We start from the raw sequence: 17185 nt of genomic DNA, 5'->3' as shown, positions 1-17185 counted from the left end.
AGAATTAATTACAGTCTCAAATAGATTCTTCCCTTAAATATTAATGTATATTTTATCTAATTGACAATAACTTACCTGCCTTTTTACAAGACTCTAAAAACTCTTGTGAGACTTTATTCTTGTTAAATTTTTTAATAAATTCAGCAGATTCCTTAGTTTTAATGATAGTCATTCTATTTATAGGTTTTGTTACTGCTGCCATATATACTATCCCCATTTTCTTTTTACTTAATTGATATTTACCCCTGCAATACCCTCAGCAATCAACTTACCAATCTTATCATAATTCTTACCAATCTTATAGTCAGATTTTGAATCACAGAAGAAGGATTCTACTAATGCTGATGGGCAATCTGTTTTCGTTAAGAAATATAACTGTGCCGTTTTAACACCTCTATCTGTAAATACCGTACCTAATTTTTTATCAATTCTCTGGGCAATTTCCTTACCTTTAGAACTCACATAATATACTTCACATCCATGTGCTTTACCGTTTGCACAATTCAAATGTAATTCGATAGCCATATCATATTTATGTCCATTAATCTTCTCAAGCTTATATGTCTTTTCAGAACTTTTGCTTGTATATTTCTTTTCTGGAACATTAATAATGTCAACTGTGCATCCAACTTTTTCAAGATATTTCTTGATATATGGCGCAAGCTTTTTATTGTATTTATATTCATTTACAACACCACTGGCAGAAGTACATTCACCATTTTTTAAAATACTATGTCCGATGCTAAGTGCGATTTTCTTATTCACTTTTTTATTTGAAGTAACAGGATTTGCTGTATTTACAGAAACAGTGGTAGATGTAGAAACTTTTTTAACAATACCCTTCTTTAAATAATTACAAGCCTGTTTATTCGCAGTATTCTTTACAGGAAGTCCAACTTGTTTGAGATATGCTTTGAACATTTCAGCAGTTTTTGTACCCCAAATTCCATCCGTAGATAACTTATCTAAATTTCCCTTATAACAAGCATTTAATCGCTTTTGAAGCCACTGAACATCAATTCTATCAGATTTATTTGATACAGCAGTAGGAGTAACTGTGAGTACATCATATTGTGTCAATTTATATTTTTCAATAAGATTACATAACATATTCGCATAATTACTATATGAGCTATATCCTGCATTTTGTAAAGCTTGTGTTGCTTTCTTATAATTACATTCACCAACTACTTTACTATAAGTTAAATTCTTACCATCTACTTTTCTTGTCATTAAATAAAGACTATGATCCGTAATACTATCTGCATAAGAATCATATTTTCTAAACACAGACGTCTTCCATACAAGCTTTCCATTTATCTCTTCTTTAGATTTAACAGTATATGTTTTACCTGTCCATCCGTTCTTTTTAATGCCAAATAATGCATTTGCTTTTTTAGCCAATTCACTTGTACCATAACCTGATTCCAAAATGGCTTGAGCAGTTGTAATAGAAGCTAAGATATGGGAAGTCTGCATATCTTTTTTTGCAGACTCTCCAATCACTTTAATAAAATTTTTCTGTTTTTCAGTAAGTGCCATTATTCATCACTTCCTTCATCAATCTCATCATCCACATCATCTTCTGGTACTTTTTCAATATCATCAAAATCTGCTTCTGTATCTAAATCTGTTTCGGAATATCTTGCAATAAAATCCTCTAATTCAGAAATAGTGATTCTTCCGTCTTTAAGGATTTTCATAATATCATCAGCTACCTGCGCAGGGTGAGTAATACTTTGATTTTTATACCAAGAATAAATAATGCCGACAACACCAACAATAGCAGTGACCCATGCGGCAATTTCATTTTCATTGATATTGATTACAGGTTTCCCCATAATATTTAACACATAATTCACCATCGTAAAAATAAGAACAACAGCACTGACATATGTACTCGCCTTAATATCTTTTACATTAATCTGTTCTAAAAAATTCTTTACTTTATTCATGATAATTCCTCCTAAAAACAAAAAAGTATAATGGTCTCATAAATTAAGACACTTTTTCGGACAGTTTTTAATGAATCTGATATACTTAAACCAGTATGAAAGAAAGGATCCATTATCATGTCCAGACAAAGAAGAAATTTTAATGCCAAATTCAAATCAGACCTTGTAATTGAGCTGCTTAAGGGTGAGAAAGATCTCAATACCCTTGCAACTGAAAATAACATCCAACCAAATCTGCTCCGCAACTGGAAAAAAGAGTTCTTGAACAATGCTTCGGTTGTGTTCGACGACAAGCGTGAGGAAAACCTCAAAGAAAAGCTTGCCGAAGAGCGTAAGGAGAAAGCGGAGTATGCCAAAAAGGTTGGTCAGTTAACCATGCAGGTTGACTGGCTCAAAAAAAAATCTGAAGAAATTTGTGGACCTGACTACGAGAGTAAGTTTAGTCCAAAACCTTTTGACGACTAAGGAAATTCCGGCTTCTGTTGGCGCCAGGTTGCTTGACATCAACCGTACAAGCATTTATTACAAGGGTGCCCCTATTTCAGATGAGGAACTGGCCTGCAAAGAGATCATTGATCATCTCCATACAGATAATCCCACTTGGGGCGCAAGACAAATGTCTGCACAGTTAAAAACCCGTGGTTACCAGGTTGGACGCCGCAAGGCAAGACGCTACATGAATGAGATGGATATTTACCCGATTTATCCAAAGATGAATCTTTCCAAGCGAATGCAGCAGGCGAAAGTATGTCCATATCTTCTTCGTAATGCGGTCATAGACAAACCAAATCAGGCATGGTCTATTGACATTACATATATTCCGATCAAGCGCGGATTTCTGTATCTGACAGCCGTGATCGACTGGTATAGCCGTTGTATTGTCGGCTGGGAAGTGGATGACACACTTGATACCAGAATGGTTATCAGTGCCCTGAAAAAAGCTTTCAAAGTGGCAAAACCTCAGATCTTGAATTCAGATCAGGGTTGTCAGTTTACAAGTCAGCAATACATTGACTTTGTAAAGGAAAACGGTATCCGCCAGAGTATGGATGGAAAAAGCCGCTGGGCAGACAACATCATGATTGAGCGCTGGTTCCGCAGCTTCAAGTATGAGGAAGCCTATCTGACACAGTACAACAACATCAGGGAAGCAAGGGCTGCTATCAGACAGTATATCCACACCTACAACTTTGAGCGACGCCATTCTGCACTTGATTACCAAACACCGGCTGAATGCTACTATCCGGCAATGTTGATGCCATATGTAGCTTAGCATATATTGGATCTGGGGAGTGCTCCACTGTTCTCTCCATGTTCCTTGTAACTTGTCCACCATATCAGTTCATTATAAAAATCTTAGATTTTTGTCTTGACAACTGAGCCACTATATCCGCAGGAGATTTCAAAATTCCTCTAAATTGCAAAGCGATAGTAGCAGCTGCCATAGAACATCCATGTTTCTGACAGAACGCACCAAATTTAGTTTGCTGTGGAATCTTAATCCTTCGTGAAGCTCGTCCAGATGCAATAACCGCTAACTTAGGATATTTCGCATTATCTCGACCTTTTACCTTTAGAACTAAACCTCTAAGATATCTGCCGTTAATAAATCCTTGATGTCCATTATATGTCGCTTTTACAAATGGAACATTATCTTTCCAAATGATTTTAGTTCCGATAATTGTAACATCTGTATTTGCAGGAACAATATATTTAACAGGCGCAGTTTTAGAAGCCGACTGTCGAAGATTAATTCGAGAAATTGTTTGTAAAACCATAATAATCACCATCCTTTATATAATAAAAAAGACTCTACCAAAAAGTAGAGCCATTAAATCATTATTTATTTCTATATCCAACTCTTTCAAGATCCTTCACCAATTCCTTTTTCACATCTTTCGCAATCTTCTGTATGAATTTATCCCACAATCTTTTCAGCATACCCACATCACCTCCATTTATATCTCGGCTTTTCTTCGCCAAACCATTTCCATCTAATAAAATCATCAACAATAATAGCAATCGCACTTAACGGTAAAAACAACAGAGCAAACTGCGGACAAGTCTGACCCAAAATATTTCCCGGCAAATCGCTATAATCCCATACATTCAACCCAAGCCAAAGATTTACAATACACCCTGTAATAAACTCAGCACTTAGTATAAACGCTTCAACTCTTAATACTTGTTTCCAGAACGGATAATCCCATTCAACTTGTTCATTCTGTAACCCTGCGTAAATAAAGCAGATTCCTCCGCATATAATCATGCTATAGTGAGAATAGCCGCGCCAGAGGATTTCAATGCCGTAATATGTATAACCTCCAAGCAGAAAGAGTATAAGGTATTTAATAAAGATTTTAATGTTATGCGTTTGAATCACCTGCTTTCTGAAACATAAAGTGTTAATGATTTCATGAGCTGTCACCAGACTGCTCACACGAATTGTCATCAGATTGCTTAACTGCCTGTCATAGATAATGGTGGATTCGCCGCCCGAAAACGGGCGGCTGACTTTTACTTAGTTGTGACCGTGAGCATTTCATGCTCTACTACAAACTTGATCATATAGTCATCGACCAGACGTCTCTGCTGTTGGAAGGCATACATCAGTGCCTTTTCGCAGATCCGGTTGATCATACGGGGAATTCCGGCAGATGCCTTGTGGATCTCATCCACTGCTTTTTCAGTAAAAACCTCCTGAGAACATCCAGAATACGCCATATGACTTCCGATGTACTGTTCTGTTTCCGATCTGTCCAGATGTGGAAGCGTACAATACATATCGATTCTCTGGCGAATAGCAGCGTAACGCTGTAACTTCAGTTTGTTTTCCCAAAGTTCTGTCTGCCCGACAAGGACTACTGCCATGGGACTGACAGAATCAAATTTGTAATTCAAAAGAAATCGGAATTCTTCCAGCGTTTCTTTTTCCAATAGATGAGCTTCATCAAGGATACAGACAACTTTCTTGTGCTGTACTCCACGGATGATTTCAATTTCCTGCTGTAGCTGGCGTTCGGAATCTCCCCGATAAAACCTTGATTCCAGACCGAGCTGATCCAGCAGCCCCTTATAAAACCATCTTGGAGTCAGCTTTGAGTCTGAAAGATAAAGAACGATGTAATCCTCTTTAGGAAGCTCTGAGTAAAACCGGCGGATCAGCGTTGATTTCCCACATCCGGAATCAGCGGTTACAACCGCAAACATCTGGCGGTCTGCCACATAGGATAAACGCCCTAATGTCTCGCGAAAAGCAGATGATTCATACAGCTTTTCAGGCGGAACATCACGGACAAAGGGTGTGTGTTCCATACCGAAGAATGCCTCATACATTGTCATTCGCCTCCTTCCGATAGGATGCAAATGAAATCGCGTCAGCTATGTGACGCTGTGTCTGTGCATGGCGGTTTTCTAAAGCATCAAGAAAACGGGATGTGCTCGGTTTCTGTTCCTGCATGGATGCCGGTAATACGGGACGTTTGTCACAGTATGAGCTGATTTTTATAGGCTGTGCTGTAAAAGGTTCATAGCCTGGATAAGAAACCGTGATCGTTTCAGGCGCGGCAGGGTCATAAGAAATTTCAACTTTATGCCCAATCAGTGATGGTTTTGTCTCGTATTTTATTCCGCGGAAACTGATACATCCGCCTTTGTCAACTTTGCGTTCTTCGTGATGAAGGAAAGCTTCCGCTACGACTGAAACATCCAGGAAAGTGAGCGGGCGGCTGTCGCGGTTCCACTCCTGAAGAGGTGTGATCCCTTCTTCCGGGACCGCAGCTCCAAGGCTTTCATAGTACTCACTGATCCCTTCATGAGATTTCTTGTGATAATACTCGTCTGCGAAGATCTCCCAGAGACGGTTTAATTCATCCAGGCTTTTGATACCCTTCAGCTTCGATTCGCGGATAAAATCATCCACGACCTGGTGGAACTTTTCGATCTTGCCTTTGCTTTTTCCGCTTCTCGGCTTTGCATGAATGACACGGATGCCGAGTTTGGAAAGGGAAAAACGGATTTGCTTTGCGATATACTGTGATCCGTTATCAAAGTAACAGGCATCAAAAGTTCCGTGACGCAGGATCGCCTGGTGAAAGGTATCCTCGATGATCGCTTCTTCCTGATTATCATAGAACCGGGAGAATAGCAGCCGTCTGGAATGGTCATCAATAGCCGAGGACAGATAGGTCTGTACTTTGGCACCGTTTTTTCCAATAGGAAGTTTGGGACCATACTTGATATCTCCCTGGATCAGCATCATGCGGTGTGGTTTGCAGAAGCGTTTCGATGAACTCTCACGGGCTTCTCTGTACATCTGCATATGTTCACGGCCAAACCCTGCTTTATAAAGATGTCTTTCCAGGGTTGGGCGTTTTAATACCCCCGGTGCTACAAAGCCTTCTGCTTCCAGAATGAAGATGATCTGTGCAACAGACCGTTCCGGGACCTCTTTCCTGAGCTGGATTGCCTGTTCCAGAAGAAAATCGAAATTGTCCGGAAGTCTCTGGGATCTGTGTTTTTGCCGGTCTGCCGGTTTGAGTCCAGAGAACTGGCTTTCTGCATATGCTTTCTCGTAACGATAAAGAGAGCGGACGGAGATGTTATTCTCCTGTGCAATCTGCCTGCGCAGCTGCAGACGTTTTGCGTCATCCATATCTTCCCTGAGAAGGGGAGATATAAGCTGAAAGCGTTTGAGTGCTTCCTGTTCCTGCCACTGTTGTTTCATAAGATTTTTGCTTGTATTCATAGTATAGCGACCTCCTTTGAGACCACTATACAGAAGCAGCCGGTGACAGACGAACCAAAGTAGGTGCACAGTGCTACCAGGGGATCGGCACCAGGAATCCCCCGCTGTTATAGATCAGGCGGAGAATGATCTCCAGCCAGCTTTGATATTTTTTTCGTATAGCTTCGAGCAGTGAACCTTTGGAGAAGAGGACTCCTTCCCCAAGTCTGAAGATACTGTAGCCGGCACTTCTAAGGTAGCCTTCTATGTTGGTCAGATTGACCTGCAACCACAGGAGCCAGCGCTGCATGGTCTGCATGGACGGATAGTCCTCGGAATCAGCATCTTCAGGAGTGACAACTCCATCAAGAACTCCTGATATAACCTCAGTTTCATAATGCTTATACGGGGAGAGGCAATCCGGAAGTTCATTATGATAGGAATGTATAATGGTCTCATAAATTAAGACACTTTTTCGGACAGTTTTTAATGAATCTGATATACTTAAACCAGTATGAAAGAAAGGATCCATTATCATGTCCAGACAAAGAAGAAATTTTAATGCCAAATTCAAATCAGACCTTGTAATTGAGCTGCTTAAGGGTGAGAAAGATCTCAATACCCTTGCAACTGAAAATAACATCCAACCAAATCTGCTCCGCAACTGGAAAAAAGAGTTCTTGAACAATGCTTCGGTTGTGTTCGACGACAAGCGTGAGGAAAACCTCAAAGAAAAGCTTGCCGAAGAGCGTAAGGAGAAAGCGGAGTATGCCAAAAAGGTTGGTCAGTTAACCATGCAGGTTGACTGGCTCAAAAAAAAATCTGAAGAAATTTGTGGACCTGACTACGAGAGTAAGTTTAGTCCAAAACCTTTTGACGACTAAGGAAATTCCGGCTTCTGTTGGCGCCAGGTTGCTTGACATCAACCGTACAAGCATTTATTACAAGGGTGCCCCTATTTCAGATGAGGAACTGGCCTGCAAAGAGATCATTGATCATCTCCATACAGATAATCCCACTTGGGGCGCAAGACAAATGTCTGCACAGTTAAAAACCCGTGGTTACCAGGTTGGACGCCGCAAGGCAAGACGCTACATGAATGAGATGGATATTTACCCGATTTATCCAAAGATGAATCTTTCCAAGCGAATGCAGCAGGCGAAAGTATGTCCATATCTTCTTCGTAATGCGGTCATAGACAAACCAAATCAGGCATGGTCTATTGACATTACATATATTCCGATCAAGCGCGGATTTCTGTATCTGACAGCCGTGATCGACTGGTATAGCCGTTGTATTGTCGGCTGGGAAGTGGATGACACACTTGATACCAGAATGGTTATCAGTGCCCTGAAAAAAGCTTTCAAAGTGGCAAAACCTCAGATCTTGAATTCAGATCAGGGTTGTCAGTTTACAAGTCAGCAATACATTGACTTTGTAAAGGAAAACGGTATCCGCCAGAGTATGGATGGAAAAAGCCGCTGGGCAGACAACATCATGATTGAGCGCTGGTTCCGCAGCTTCAAGTATGAGGAAGCCTATCTGACACAGTACAACAACATCAGGGAAGCAAGGGCTGCTATCAGACAGTATATCCACACCTACAACTTTGAGCGACGCCATTCTGCACTTGATTACCAAACACCGGCTGAATGCTACTATCCGGCAATGTTGATGCCATATGTAGCTTAGCATATATTGGATCTGGGGAGTGCTCCACTGTTCTCTCCATGTTCCTTGTAACTTGTCCACCATATCAGTTCATTATAAAAATCTTAGATTTTTGTCTTGACAACTGAGCCACTATAATGGCAGTTTTTACATCTGAAACGTCGTATCATCAGACGCTCCTTACGTCCGCCTTCTTTCCTTCGGATACGTACGCGTGAATCCCGGTAGGCAAGAATCCCCTGACATCTGGGACATATATGGCTGGTCACACTGCTCTCAACAAAAAACACCTGAATTCCCCTTGAGGGTTAACGTATAGTCTGATATAATAACCATGGTTTTAGCGACCAGGTCTCAGAGTACACGACTTTCCAGGGAAGGTGCTCTGAGACTTTTTTCTTTCTGTAAACTAATGACAGTATACAGAACAATCCAGAGACACGCAAGCTAATCATTATTACGCTATTTTAAGAGGTCAATAACAATAAAGAAATTGATTAATATATATATATATATATAGCAAATAAAGATAAGAAATTGTATGATTAATAAGAAATGAACATGAATAAAACTATATTAAACATTCTTATAACACAAAAGAGCCACCTAATACGGTGACTCTCTTGGTATAGGGTTCGATTACAGCTATATACTTATTAGTATATTCGAGCTTTAGGCTCTAGTTTTGATACATGACAAAGCATGACAAAACCACCTCCCAATCCCTACACATATATTAATATATGTAATTACTTTTGTCAATATGCTTTTTTAAATTATGGCATATATTTTACTCCATAACGGTCTTGATTTCCATCTACTCCTCCATAGCGATAATATTTCAATTTATTTATTAAGGTTTTATCTGAATCTAATTGTTCAAATCCTGCGTGTTCTCTAGCAAAAGCATTAGGGATAAAATCTGCTATTTGCAAACCTATATTGTTTTCTTCTTTCTTTATGAAATTGATTCCCAACAAATGATCGTCCATTGCCTGTTTAGTAATATACATTGAACCCATCAGTTTTATTTGATAAAATTTAGAGGTAATTCGTTCATTGTCTATTTCACTAATATGCTCATATACAATTCTACCTTTAGCGTTATGAAGAGCTAAGAAATGACAGTAATTTTCTAACATCAGTTGCAATGTTATTAAATATTTATTTGTTTCATTTCTAAATTTAACAGGACAGTTATTAGGAGTTGGTTTTATTATGTTATAATGTTTTTTCATGTAATCTACATTCATACTTCCTCCTACAATTTTGATTTTTTGACAATCAAATACTTTAGAAAACCTCTTTTCCCCTGTACTGAAAGTTGGGATAAAACTATAAGTTGTAATATTTGCCACCAAGTTGTATATCGGAAAATTATTCCTGCTCTTGGACATGATATTAGTGATTGGATAGTGGTAAATAATCCTACATCTTCACAGAATGGACTTAAAGAAAAAATATGTAATAGATGTGGAGTTGTTTTACAATCACAAACTATCCCCAAATTAATATCTACATCCAAGCTTAAATTAACCCCTACATCTAAGCTTAAATTTAAGAAAAAATCCATTACAATTAAAAAAGGAAAATCCATAAAACTTAAATATACAAGAAAACCTGTAAACGCTCAGGATATATTGTCTTGGAAATCATCCAAACCAAAAGTTGTAAAAATTCTCAAAAATGGTAAAGTAAAGGGGATCAAAAAGGGAAAATCTGTAATTACATTAAAAACGAATACTGGAAAGAAAGCTAAAATTACGATAAAAGTTAAATAATAATCTATTGATAGGGGTTCAAAAAAAGAACTCCTATTGTTATCTAATTTTATTTATTATAATAATTCAGTATCATCAAAGATCATAATCCAAAGCATAAATTAAAATATCCCCCATCTGAACATTAACAGAATAGCCATCTATAGGAGCAATTCTGAAATCTATAGTATCTCCCTCGGATAAATATAGTATATAGTTGTTTAAATAAGTCATTGTATAATTAACTGGGGTAGTATAACCTGATGCATATGCTGCGTATCTATCTCCATTTTTAAATAACGCAACTTCAACTCTCTTATTTCCAGTTGGAGAATTAACATGGAGGCGAGTTTGAAAACTATATACTCCATTCCCATTTATTTTAATTTGATAGTCTGATTTCTTGTCATAAGGAAATACGTGTTGATGTAAGAACTGCGTCAATAAAAGAAAGTACAGAAGGGCAACGTCAGACAAAAATATTATTTCAGATTAATCATACAATGCCTTTTACTGATGAATATAATCATTTATTAAAGGAATTGTTTGGAAATAACCTAGGAGATGGGAGTATGATATCACCACCGCTTAATGGAGCATGTGTTGGAAGCGTAAAGATTGGCAGGAATGTATTTATCAATTGTAATCTTCTTGCAATGGCAAGAGGTGGAATAACAATTGAAGATAATGCTATGATTGCTGCAAATGTACAGCTTATTTCCAATAATCATGATCCATATGATTTGTGTACTCTGACTTGTAAGCCTGTTCTGATAAGAGAATATGCCTGGGTAGGAGCTGGAGCTACGATACTTCCGGGAGTATGTATCGGAAGACACGCAATTGTGGGAGCTGGATCTGTAGTGACAAAGGATGTACCGGATTATGCAGTAGCAGTTGGAAATCCGGCAAAAGTAATAAAAATGTTTGATAAAGAAAAATTTCAGGAGGACTAAAAAGATGGAAAATATGAAGTTGAATAACAATTTGGAATGTCCAATGCTTGGACTAGGAACTTTTATGTTATCACCAGAGGATGCCTACACAAGTACATTAGAGGCATTAAAAATGGGATATTCCCTAATTGATACAGCAAATGCTTATGTAAATGAGCGTGCAGTTGGAAGAGCAATCAAGGATAGTGGAATTGACAGAAAAAATATATTTCTATCAACAAAAATATGGGCTAGTGAATATGAAAATGAGAATACTGTAGAAGAAACTCTAGAAAGACTTGGTGTTGATTATGTGGATTTACTTTATATACACCAGCCTGCAGGCAACTGGCTTGCCGGATACAGAATGCTTGAAAAAGCGTATAGAGAGGGCAAAGCAAAATCCATTGGTATCTCGAATTTTGAAGGAAAATATATGGAAGAGTTGGAAACAAAGTGGGAAATTGTACCTCAGTTTATTCAGGTGGAAGCACATCCATATTTCACACAGAAAGAACTTCGTGTAACTTTAGACAAATATGGAATTAAGCTTATGAGCTGGTATCCGCTGGGACATGGAGATACAGCATTAATGAATGAGTTGGTATTTGCAGGACTTGGCAAAAAATATGGAAAAACACCTGCACAGGTTATTCTCCGTTGGCATACTCAGATGGGATTTGTTGTAATTCCTGGAAGTAAAAATGCAGAACACATTAAGGACAATATGGATATCTTTGATTTTGCATTAACAGATGAAGAAATGGAACAGATTGCAAAGCTGGACAAGAATGAAAGATATTATCACCGCACGGATGAACAGCTTGTACAGTTTGCAAACTGGAAACCAGAGTTTGAAAAATAATATGGGGAAAATAGTATGAGCAAAAATGATGTATGGCTGAATCAGTAAAATGGGGAAGTACGGAGCAACTGCTTCAATCTTTTTATCTAGAAGTAGCAGTAAGTAAATCCGAGTAAAATATGGTCAAAAAATCATCGACATCCAACCCCATGCACGTTATAATATAGTTAATCTAATAAGAAAACCAAGTGAGTATTGTTGCGATGCCGAATCGTAATCGTGGCCAACCAAGTGAACTCGATGGAACGCAATAGTTACATCCTCCGGTTGCTCCGAGCATCGGACGAGCACCGAAAGATGATTTACTAAGATGAATTCGGGTTTTCTTATTTTGACATGAAATGACAGAATAGTTAGTAAAATCAAGGCTTTCCTTGACTTGTATTAACTCAAAATTATATAGGTTTCCTGTGCGGACGCGAACTCCTAAGCGAGGGGTCGGAGGTTCAAATCCTCTTGGCGACGGGCTTCAAAGCGTTCGAAAATGTTAGCTGGATTAGCTGACAACGAACGCTTTTGTTATTTTCAAATCACGTTCGTGACACAAAATTCCATTCAAAATGATCAATTTCCAGCTAACGCAATCCGATTTTTGTTAGCTGACAGCTAATCAAAATTACCGGTTTGCAAACATAGGTTTTAAGAAGTCCAGCTAACATTTGGGTTCCGCTCCGTTGTCACCCCTTATTCGGGGATGTAAATCAGAGAAAAGGCGGGAAAAGAAACAATCTCTCCCAAACTTGCAAACATGAATTAGCTGAAACAGTATTCAATTCTATTAGCTACAGCTAATGGTCAAACAGCAATGTCTGTTTGGAACTTTACTATCTATAAAAGTTCCAGGCAGGCATTTTTTATTTCCTGAATCCTGGAGGAAAGGAGTCGAGATGAATGAGCCAAATAGACAATCAGGAGAAAACGAAGAAAGAATCATAGAAATTGAGATTGAGCGTCTTCGTCCGTTCAAAGAGCACCCGTTTCAGGTAAAAGATGATAAGGAAATGTTTCTTTTGCAGGAAAGCATTGAGAAGTATGGAATTTTAAATCCGCTAATCGTCAGACCAGTACCGGATGGATACTATGAGATCATATCCGGTCACAGAAGAAAACATGCTGCGGAGAAACTGGGATACCGTAAAGTACCGGTAATCATCCGGGTATTAAGTGAAGATGATTCCATCTTGAGCATGGTAGATTCCAATCTTCACAGAGAACGGATTAGTTACAGTGAAAAAGCTTTTGCTTACAAACTGAAGAATGACGTATTAAAAAGAAAAAGTGGTCGAAAAAAGAGCCAAGTTGACCACAAAAAAACAAGAAAACGTTCGATAGATATTATCAGTGAGGATTGTGGTGATAGCCCAAAACAAGTGCAGCGTTATATTTCACTGACAAAGCTGATACCGGAAATGTTGCAGAAACTGGATGATGAGATTATTTCTTTTTGTCCGGCTGTAGAGATAGCTGCATTGAGTGAAAAAGAACAAAGAGAACTGCTTGTAGCAATGGAGTATGCACAGGCAATCCCATCACTCTCACAGGCCCAGAGGATCCGGCAACTGAGTAAAGAAAAACAGTTGTCACTGGAAAAGATGGAAGAGATCATGTGTGAAGTGAAAAAGGGTGAGATCACAAGAGTGGCATTCACAAACGAGCAGTTGCACAAGTATTTTCCAAATTCTTATACACCGGCAATGATGAAACGGGAAATACTGGCACTGTTGAAATTATGGAAAAAAGAATCATGGGAAAGTTAAAGGAGGAAGAAATCATGTGTAAAGTTATATCCGTAGTAAACCAGAAAGGTGGCGTCGGAAAGACCACCACAACCGTAAATGTAGGCATTGGACTGGCAAGAGAAGGTAAGAAAGTGTTGCTGATCGACGCGGATCCACAGGGAAGTTTAACCGCAAGTCTTGGATATGAGGAACCGGATGATCTTCGCATCACATTGGCAACGATCATGATGGATGTCATCAACGAAGAAGAAATCTCTCTGGAAGATGGGATTTTACATCACCAGGAAAATGTAGATTTTCTCCCGGCAAATATTGAGCTTTCCGCACTGGAAGTAACGATGGGAAATGTTATGAGCAGAGAAATGATCATGAAAGAATATATCGATGCGATACGATGCCGATACGATTATATCCTGATCGACTGTATGCCGAGCCTTGGTATGATAACAATCAATGCACTGGTCTCTTCCGATTCTGTGTTGATACCTGTGCAAGCCGCATATCTGCCGGTGAAAGGACTTCAGCAGCTGATCAAGACCATTCTTACAGTAAAGAAAAGACTGAACCGGAAACTGGCGATTGAGGGCATTCTCCTGACCATGGTAGATTTCAGAACCAATTACGCAAGGGATATTGCATCGAGAGTACATACAACCTACGGAAGTCAGATCGAGGTATTTGAAAATGTGATCCCGATGTCTGTAAAAGCTGCTGAGACCAGTGCAGAGGGAAAAAGCATCTACATGCACTGCCCGAAAGGAAAAGTTGCCGAAGCATATAAGAACTTAACACAGGAGGTTTTGAAAAATGAAAAATAGAAGTGGCGAAAAGATTAAACTGGCAAGCATTGATGAACTGCTGGGTGTGGTAAATGAAGAATCTGCAATGGAGATAGAAATCAGTAAGATCCATCCGTTTAAAAATCATCCGTTCAAGGTGCTGGATGATGAAAAGATGCAGGATCTGGTTGAAAGTGTAAGGATCAATGGAGTACTGACACCGGTACTGCTTCGAATGGATGATAATGAAGAATATGAAATGGTATCCGGTCATAGAAGAATGCATGCAGCACAGCTTGCAGGACTTACGACTATTCCGGCAATCGTAAGAGAATTATCGGATGATGATGCCATTGTGGCCATGGTGGACGCTAACATTCAGCGAGAGGAACTGTTGCCAAGTGAGAAAGCTTTTGCTTATAAGATGAAACTTGAGGCAATGAAAAGACAAGGAAGCAGGACAGATATAACTTCTGGTCAAAATGACCAGAAGTTGAAACCAGTAATATCGAGAAATATACTTGCAGATCAAGTTGGAGAAAGTTCTAAGCAGATTCAGCGTTACATCCGACTGACAGAGTTAATACCAGAACTTCTTGATCTGGTAGATAACAAAAAGCTTCAGTTCACGGTTGCCGTAGATATTTCCTACATCGATAAGGAAGTACAGGAATGGATTTATGAATATATCAGCGACACCGGATTTATCAAGCCAAAACAGATTGCAGCACTCAGAAATCAGCTGAATGATGGACCAATCAATCAGATCCAGATGTTATCAATTTTCAATAACTGTGTGATGGCAAAGAAAGTATCCAGGTCTCTCACTTTCTCAGAAAAGAAACTGACAAAGTACTTTCCGGATGATTATACAGCCAAAGATATGGAGCAGGTGATTGAATCATTATTAGAAAAATGGATGCAGGAACAGTCCTATTAAGGATAGAAAAAGCTAAGAAAACAAAGTCAAAGAAGTTTAAAAAGAGGACTTCTTAGCAGAAAATGAAAGGAGGAAATTATGGAGAAAAAAATGACATTTAATTATTTTTACGGTACCGAAGCTGATCAGTTCAGCTTCTACCGCATACCAAAAGCATTATTTACAGACAGTTACTTTAAAGATTTATCGAGCGATGCTAAAATTTTATATGGACTGATGTTGGATCGAATGTCTCTTTCCATCAAGAATCAGTGGTTTGATGACAAAAACAGAGCATATATCTATTTTTCCATCGAAGATATCATGGAATTACTGAACTGTGGCAGAAATAAAGCCATCAAATCCATGAGAGAACTGGATGACGAAACAGGAATTGGTTTGATTGAAAAACGCAGACAGGGATTTGGAAAGGTGAACGTTATCTACGTGAAAACCTTTATGCCCGAGAAAACAGATGAGAAAAAATTTGAAGAGGAATTAAAGAAGTTTAAAAAACAAACTTCTTTGGAAAATGAGGAACCTACAGAAGTTTACAATTCAAACTTCATGAAGTCCCAAAATCAAACTTCTAGAAGTCCCGAAAACAAACTTCAAGAAGTTTACATTTCAAACCCTAATAATACTAATCTTAGTGATACTGAAATGAATGATAATAAATCTAATCATATCATATCTGTGGATGAGAAAAGATTTGATAGCGATAACCGCTCTGAGGATTATCAGGCTTATGAAAACCTTGTCAAAGAGACCATTGATTATGAATCACTGGAAGTAACCCATCATGACGATATGCGGCAGGTAGATGAAATCGTGAACCTGATTGTAGAGACTGTGATGTGTAAAAATGACAAGATCTTGATTGCCAGCAACTGGTATCCGGCATCACTGGTGAAGAAAAAATTTCTGATGCTGACCTATTCACATATCGAGTATGTCTTACACTGTATGAGTGGTAACACCACAAAGGTGAAGAACATCAAGAAATATTTATTAGCAGCCCTGTTTAATGCACCGTCAACGATGAACGGGTATTATCAGGCAGAGGTGAACCATGATATGCCAGGACTGGCAAGATAGGAGGTGCACATGTTTATTTTAAAACTTGCTGGGAAGATATTATTACTGCCGGTATGGCTGATCCTTTTTGTGATCGGCCTGGCAGTAAAGATGACAGTACAGACTTATGCGGTTGTCAGAGGGATCCTTGGGTTTATATTCACTTTGTTGATTATAGCGACTGCATACTGTTACCATGACTGGGCACAGGTTGCATTTCTGTTTTCGCTGAGTGTAATTCTGTATCTGATCCTTTTTGCAGGAGTGTTCGTAGATACTGTACTGGACATGACAAGAGAACGTATTATTGATTTTATTATATCGTGAGGAGGACATGAAAATGAGCGAAAACAATGATTATATTCAGTTACCACCACTTAAAAAAGACACACCGTCCGATGTGATAGCATTTATGTGGGAGTACATGAAAGTACCGGAGGATTCAAGAGAAAAAGTTAAGAATCTGCTTAAAGATGCAAATGAAAATGGCGTAAAATTAAGTCATCAGGCACCAACACTGTATGATGTTGTCCCAAAAGAAGAAATTGCTGAATTTGAAGAGCTTATGCGCAAAACCATAGCTGACATTGTATCAGAAGCCAGTAGCGTTGCCTGTTGGGTGTATGTGCAGAAATATGTGAAGCACAAAACCCTAAACGAAATGCTGCAAGAATTGCCAGACGTAGGTCAATTCATCCTAGCTATGGATACCTGGTTTGAAAAACTGATGGAGAAATAATCTAGGAAAATAGTTTAAAG

Annotated in this window: 23 protein-coding genes; 13 read left to right on the top strand and 10 right to left on the bottom strand. The window is 38.7% G+C overall.

Features of this window, described 5'->3' with window-relative positions:
- Positions 1-52: 52 nt before the first annotated feature.
- The 3 genes from EHLA_RS16225 to EHLA_RS08130 are packed head-to-tail and all read right to left on the bottom strand — an operon-like array spanning position 53 to position 1955.
- A complete protein-coding gene (locus tag EHLA_RS16225) occupies positions 53-202 on the bottom strand; it encodes a hypothetical protein (RefSeq protein ID WP_157908566.1) in 150 nt (49 codons plus the stop codon).
- Positions 203-228: 26 nt separating this feature from the next.
- A complete protein-coding gene (locus tag EHLA_RS08135) occupies positions 229-1542 on the bottom strand; it encodes a glucosaminidase domain-containing protein (protein ID WP_096240189.1) in 1314 nt (437 codons plus the stop codon).
- Positions 1542-1955, bottom strand: a complete 414-nt coding sequence (locus EHLA_RS08130) for a phage holin (RefSeq protein ID WP_096240187.1) — start codon at positions 1953-1955, stop codon at positions 1542-1544. The genes EHLA_RS08135 and EHLA_RS08130 overlap by 1 nt, the downstream gene beginning before the upstream one ends.
- 117 nt (positions 1956-2072) lie before the next feature.
- On the opposite strand from EHLA_RS08130, the gene EHLA_RS16620 reads away from it, so the two are divergent.
- Positions 2073-2420, top strand: coding sequence for a transposase (locus EHLA_RS16620; RefSeq protein ID WP_229097941.1), 348 nt, complete (start codon positions 2073-2075; stop codon positions 2418-2420).
- A complete protein-coding gene (locus EHLA_RS08125; RefSeq protein ID WP_242970654.1) occupies positions 2410-3228 on the top strand; it encodes an IS3 family transposase in 819 nt (272 codons plus the stop codon). Before EHLA_RS16620 ends, EHLA_RS08125 begins: the two co-directional genes overlap by 11 nt.
- Positions 3229-3292: 64 nt before the next feature.
- Here the strand turns inward: EHLA_RS08125 and EHLA_RS08120 are convergent, their stop codons facing one another.
- From EHLA_RS08120 to EHLA_RS08100, 5 genes are all read right to left on the bottom strand, one after another.
- Positions 3293-3733, bottom strand: coding sequence for an SH3 domain-containing protein (locus tag EHLA_RS08120; RefSeq protein ID WP_096240186.1), 441 nt, complete (start codon positions 3731-3733; stop codon positions 3293-3295).
- Positions 3734-3903: 170 nt separating this feature from the next.
- The gene (locus EHLA_RS08115; protein ID WP_096240184.1) at positions 3904-4407 is read right to left on the bottom strand and encodes a putative ABC transporter permease; all 504 of its coding nucleotides are present in this window, start codon (positions 4405-4407) and stop codon (positions 3904-3906) included.
- Between the two features lie 65 nt (positions 4408-4472).
- Positions 4473-5297, bottom strand: a complete 825-nt coding sequence (locus tag EHLA_RS08110) for an ExeA family protein (RefSeq protein WP_330399951.1) — start codon at positions 5295-5297, stop codon at positions 4473-4475.
- Positions 5284-6702, bottom strand: a complete 1419-nt coding sequence (locus EHLA_RS08105) for a DDE-type integrase/transposase/recombinase (protein WP_096240180.1) — start codon at positions 6700-6702, stop codon at positions 5284-5286. Before EHLA_RS08105 ends, EHLA_RS08110 begins: the two co-directional genes overlap by 14 nt.
- Before the next feature lie 73 nt (positions 6703-6775).
- A complete protein-coding gene (locus EHLA_RS08100) occupies positions 6776-7249 on the bottom strand; it encodes a DUF6431 domain-containing protein (RefSeq protein WP_123864850.1) in 474 nt (157 codons plus the stop codon).
- Between EHLA_RS08100 and EHLA_RS16615 the strand changes: the two genes are divergently transcribed.
- Positions 7218-7565: a transposase gene (locus tag EHLA_RS16615; protein WP_229097941.1), complete on the top strand. Its 348-nt coding sequence runs from the start codon at positions 7218-7220 to the stop codon at positions 7563-7565. The genes EHLA_RS08100 and EHLA_RS16615 overlap by 32 nt on opposite strands.
- The gene (locus EHLA_RS08095) at positions 7555-8373 is read left to right on the top strand and encodes an IS3 family transposase (RefSeq protein WP_242970654.1); all 819 of its coding nucleotides are present in this window, start codon (positions 7555-7557) and stop codon (positions 8371-8373) included. Before EHLA_RS16615 ends, EHLA_RS08095 begins: the two co-directional genes overlap by 11 nt.
- A gap of 83 nt (positions 8374-8456) precedes the next feature.
- On the opposite strand, the gene EHLA_RS17125 is transcribed toward EHLA_RS08095, so the two are convergent.
- Both EHLA_RS17125 and EHLA_RS08090 read right to left on the bottom strand, forming a co-directional pair.
- A complete protein-coding gene (locus EHLA_RS17125) occupies positions 8457-8642 on the bottom strand; it encodes a DUF6431 domain-containing protein (protein ID WP_420313765.1) in 186 nt (61 codons plus the stop codon).
- A gap of 486 nt (positions 8643-9128) precedes the next feature.
- Complete coding sequence (locus EHLA_RS08090; protein ID WP_157908565.1) at positions 9129-9605, bottom strand: DUF3800 domain-containing protein; 477 nt, start codon at positions 9603-9605, stop codon at positions 9129-9131.
- Positions 9606-9767: 162 nt separating this feature from the next.
- Between EHLA_RS08090 and EHLA_RS08085 the strand changes: the two genes are divergently transcribed.
- The 9 genes from EHLA_RS08085 (at position 9768) to EHLA_RS08035 (ending at position 17165) form a co-directional block, all read left to right on the top strand.
- Positions 9768-10133, top strand: a complete 366-nt coding sequence (locus tag EHLA_RS08085; protein WP_207653484.1) for an Ig-like domain-containing protein — start codon at positions 9768-9770, stop codon at positions 10131-10133.
- A gap of 551 nt (positions 10134-10684) precedes the next feature.
- Positions 10685-11068 carry an acyltransferase gene (locus tag EHLA_RS08075; RefSeq protein WP_242970696.1) on the top strand — a complete coding sequence of 128 codons (384 nt, stop codon included), beginning with the start codon at positions 10685-10687 and terminating at the stop codon, positions 11066-11068.
- A gap of 4 nt (positions 11069-11072) precedes the next feature.
- Positions 11073-11912, top strand: coding sequence for an aldo/keto reductase (locus EHLA_RS08070; RefSeq protein ID WP_008393853.1), 840 nt, complete (start codon positions 11073-11075; stop codon positions 11910-11912).
- A gap of 791 nt (positions 11913-12703) precedes the next feature.
- Complete coding sequence (locus EHLA_RS08060; RefSeq protein ID WP_096240170.1) at positions 12704-13669, top strand: ParB/RepB/Spo0J family partition protein; 966 nt, start codon at positions 12704-12706, stop codon at positions 13667-13669.
- 14 nt (positions 13670-13683) lie between these two features.
- Positions 13684-14469 carry a ParA family protein gene (locus EHLA_RS08055; RefSeq protein ID WP_173854276.1) on the top strand — a complete coding sequence of 262 codons (786 nt, stop codon included), beginning with the start codon at positions 13684-13686 and terminating at the stop codon, positions 14467-14469.
- A complete protein-coding gene (locus EHLA_RS08050) occupies positions 14459-15370 on the top strand; it encodes a ParB/RepB/Spo0J family partition protein (protein WP_096240166.1) in 912 nt (303 codons plus the stop codon). The genes EHLA_RS08055 and EHLA_RS08050 overlap by 11 nt, the downstream gene beginning before the upstream one ends.
- A gap of 78 nt (positions 15371-15448) precedes the next feature.
- A complete protein-coding gene (locus EHLA_RS08045; protein ID WP_015514765.1) occupies positions 15449-16447 on the top strand; it encodes a DUF6017 domain-containing protein in 999 nt (332 codons plus the stop codon).
- Between the two features lie 9 nt (positions 16448-16456).
- Positions 16457-16753, top strand: coding sequence for a hypothetical protein (locus tag EHLA_RS08040; RefSeq protein WP_096240164.1), 297 nt, complete (start codon positions 16457-16459; stop codon positions 16751-16753).
- Positions 16754-16760: 7 nt separating this feature from the next.
- On the top strand, positions 16761-17165 hold the full coding sequence (locus tag EHLA_RS08035) for a hypothetical protein (protein ID WP_096241593.1): 405 nt from the start codon (positions 16761-16763) through the stop codon (positions 17163-17165).
- Positions 17166-17185: the final 20 nt, after the last annotated feature.

The organism is Anaerobutyricum hallii (assembly GCF_900209925.1).
GTDB classification, from domain to species: Bacteria; Bacillota; Clostridia; order Lachnospirales; family Lachnospiraceae; genus Anaerobutyricum; species Anaerobutyricum soehngenii.
The sequence above is the reverse complement of the archived record's forward strand: the minus strand, read 5'-3'. Positions and strand labels throughout refer to the sequence as shown.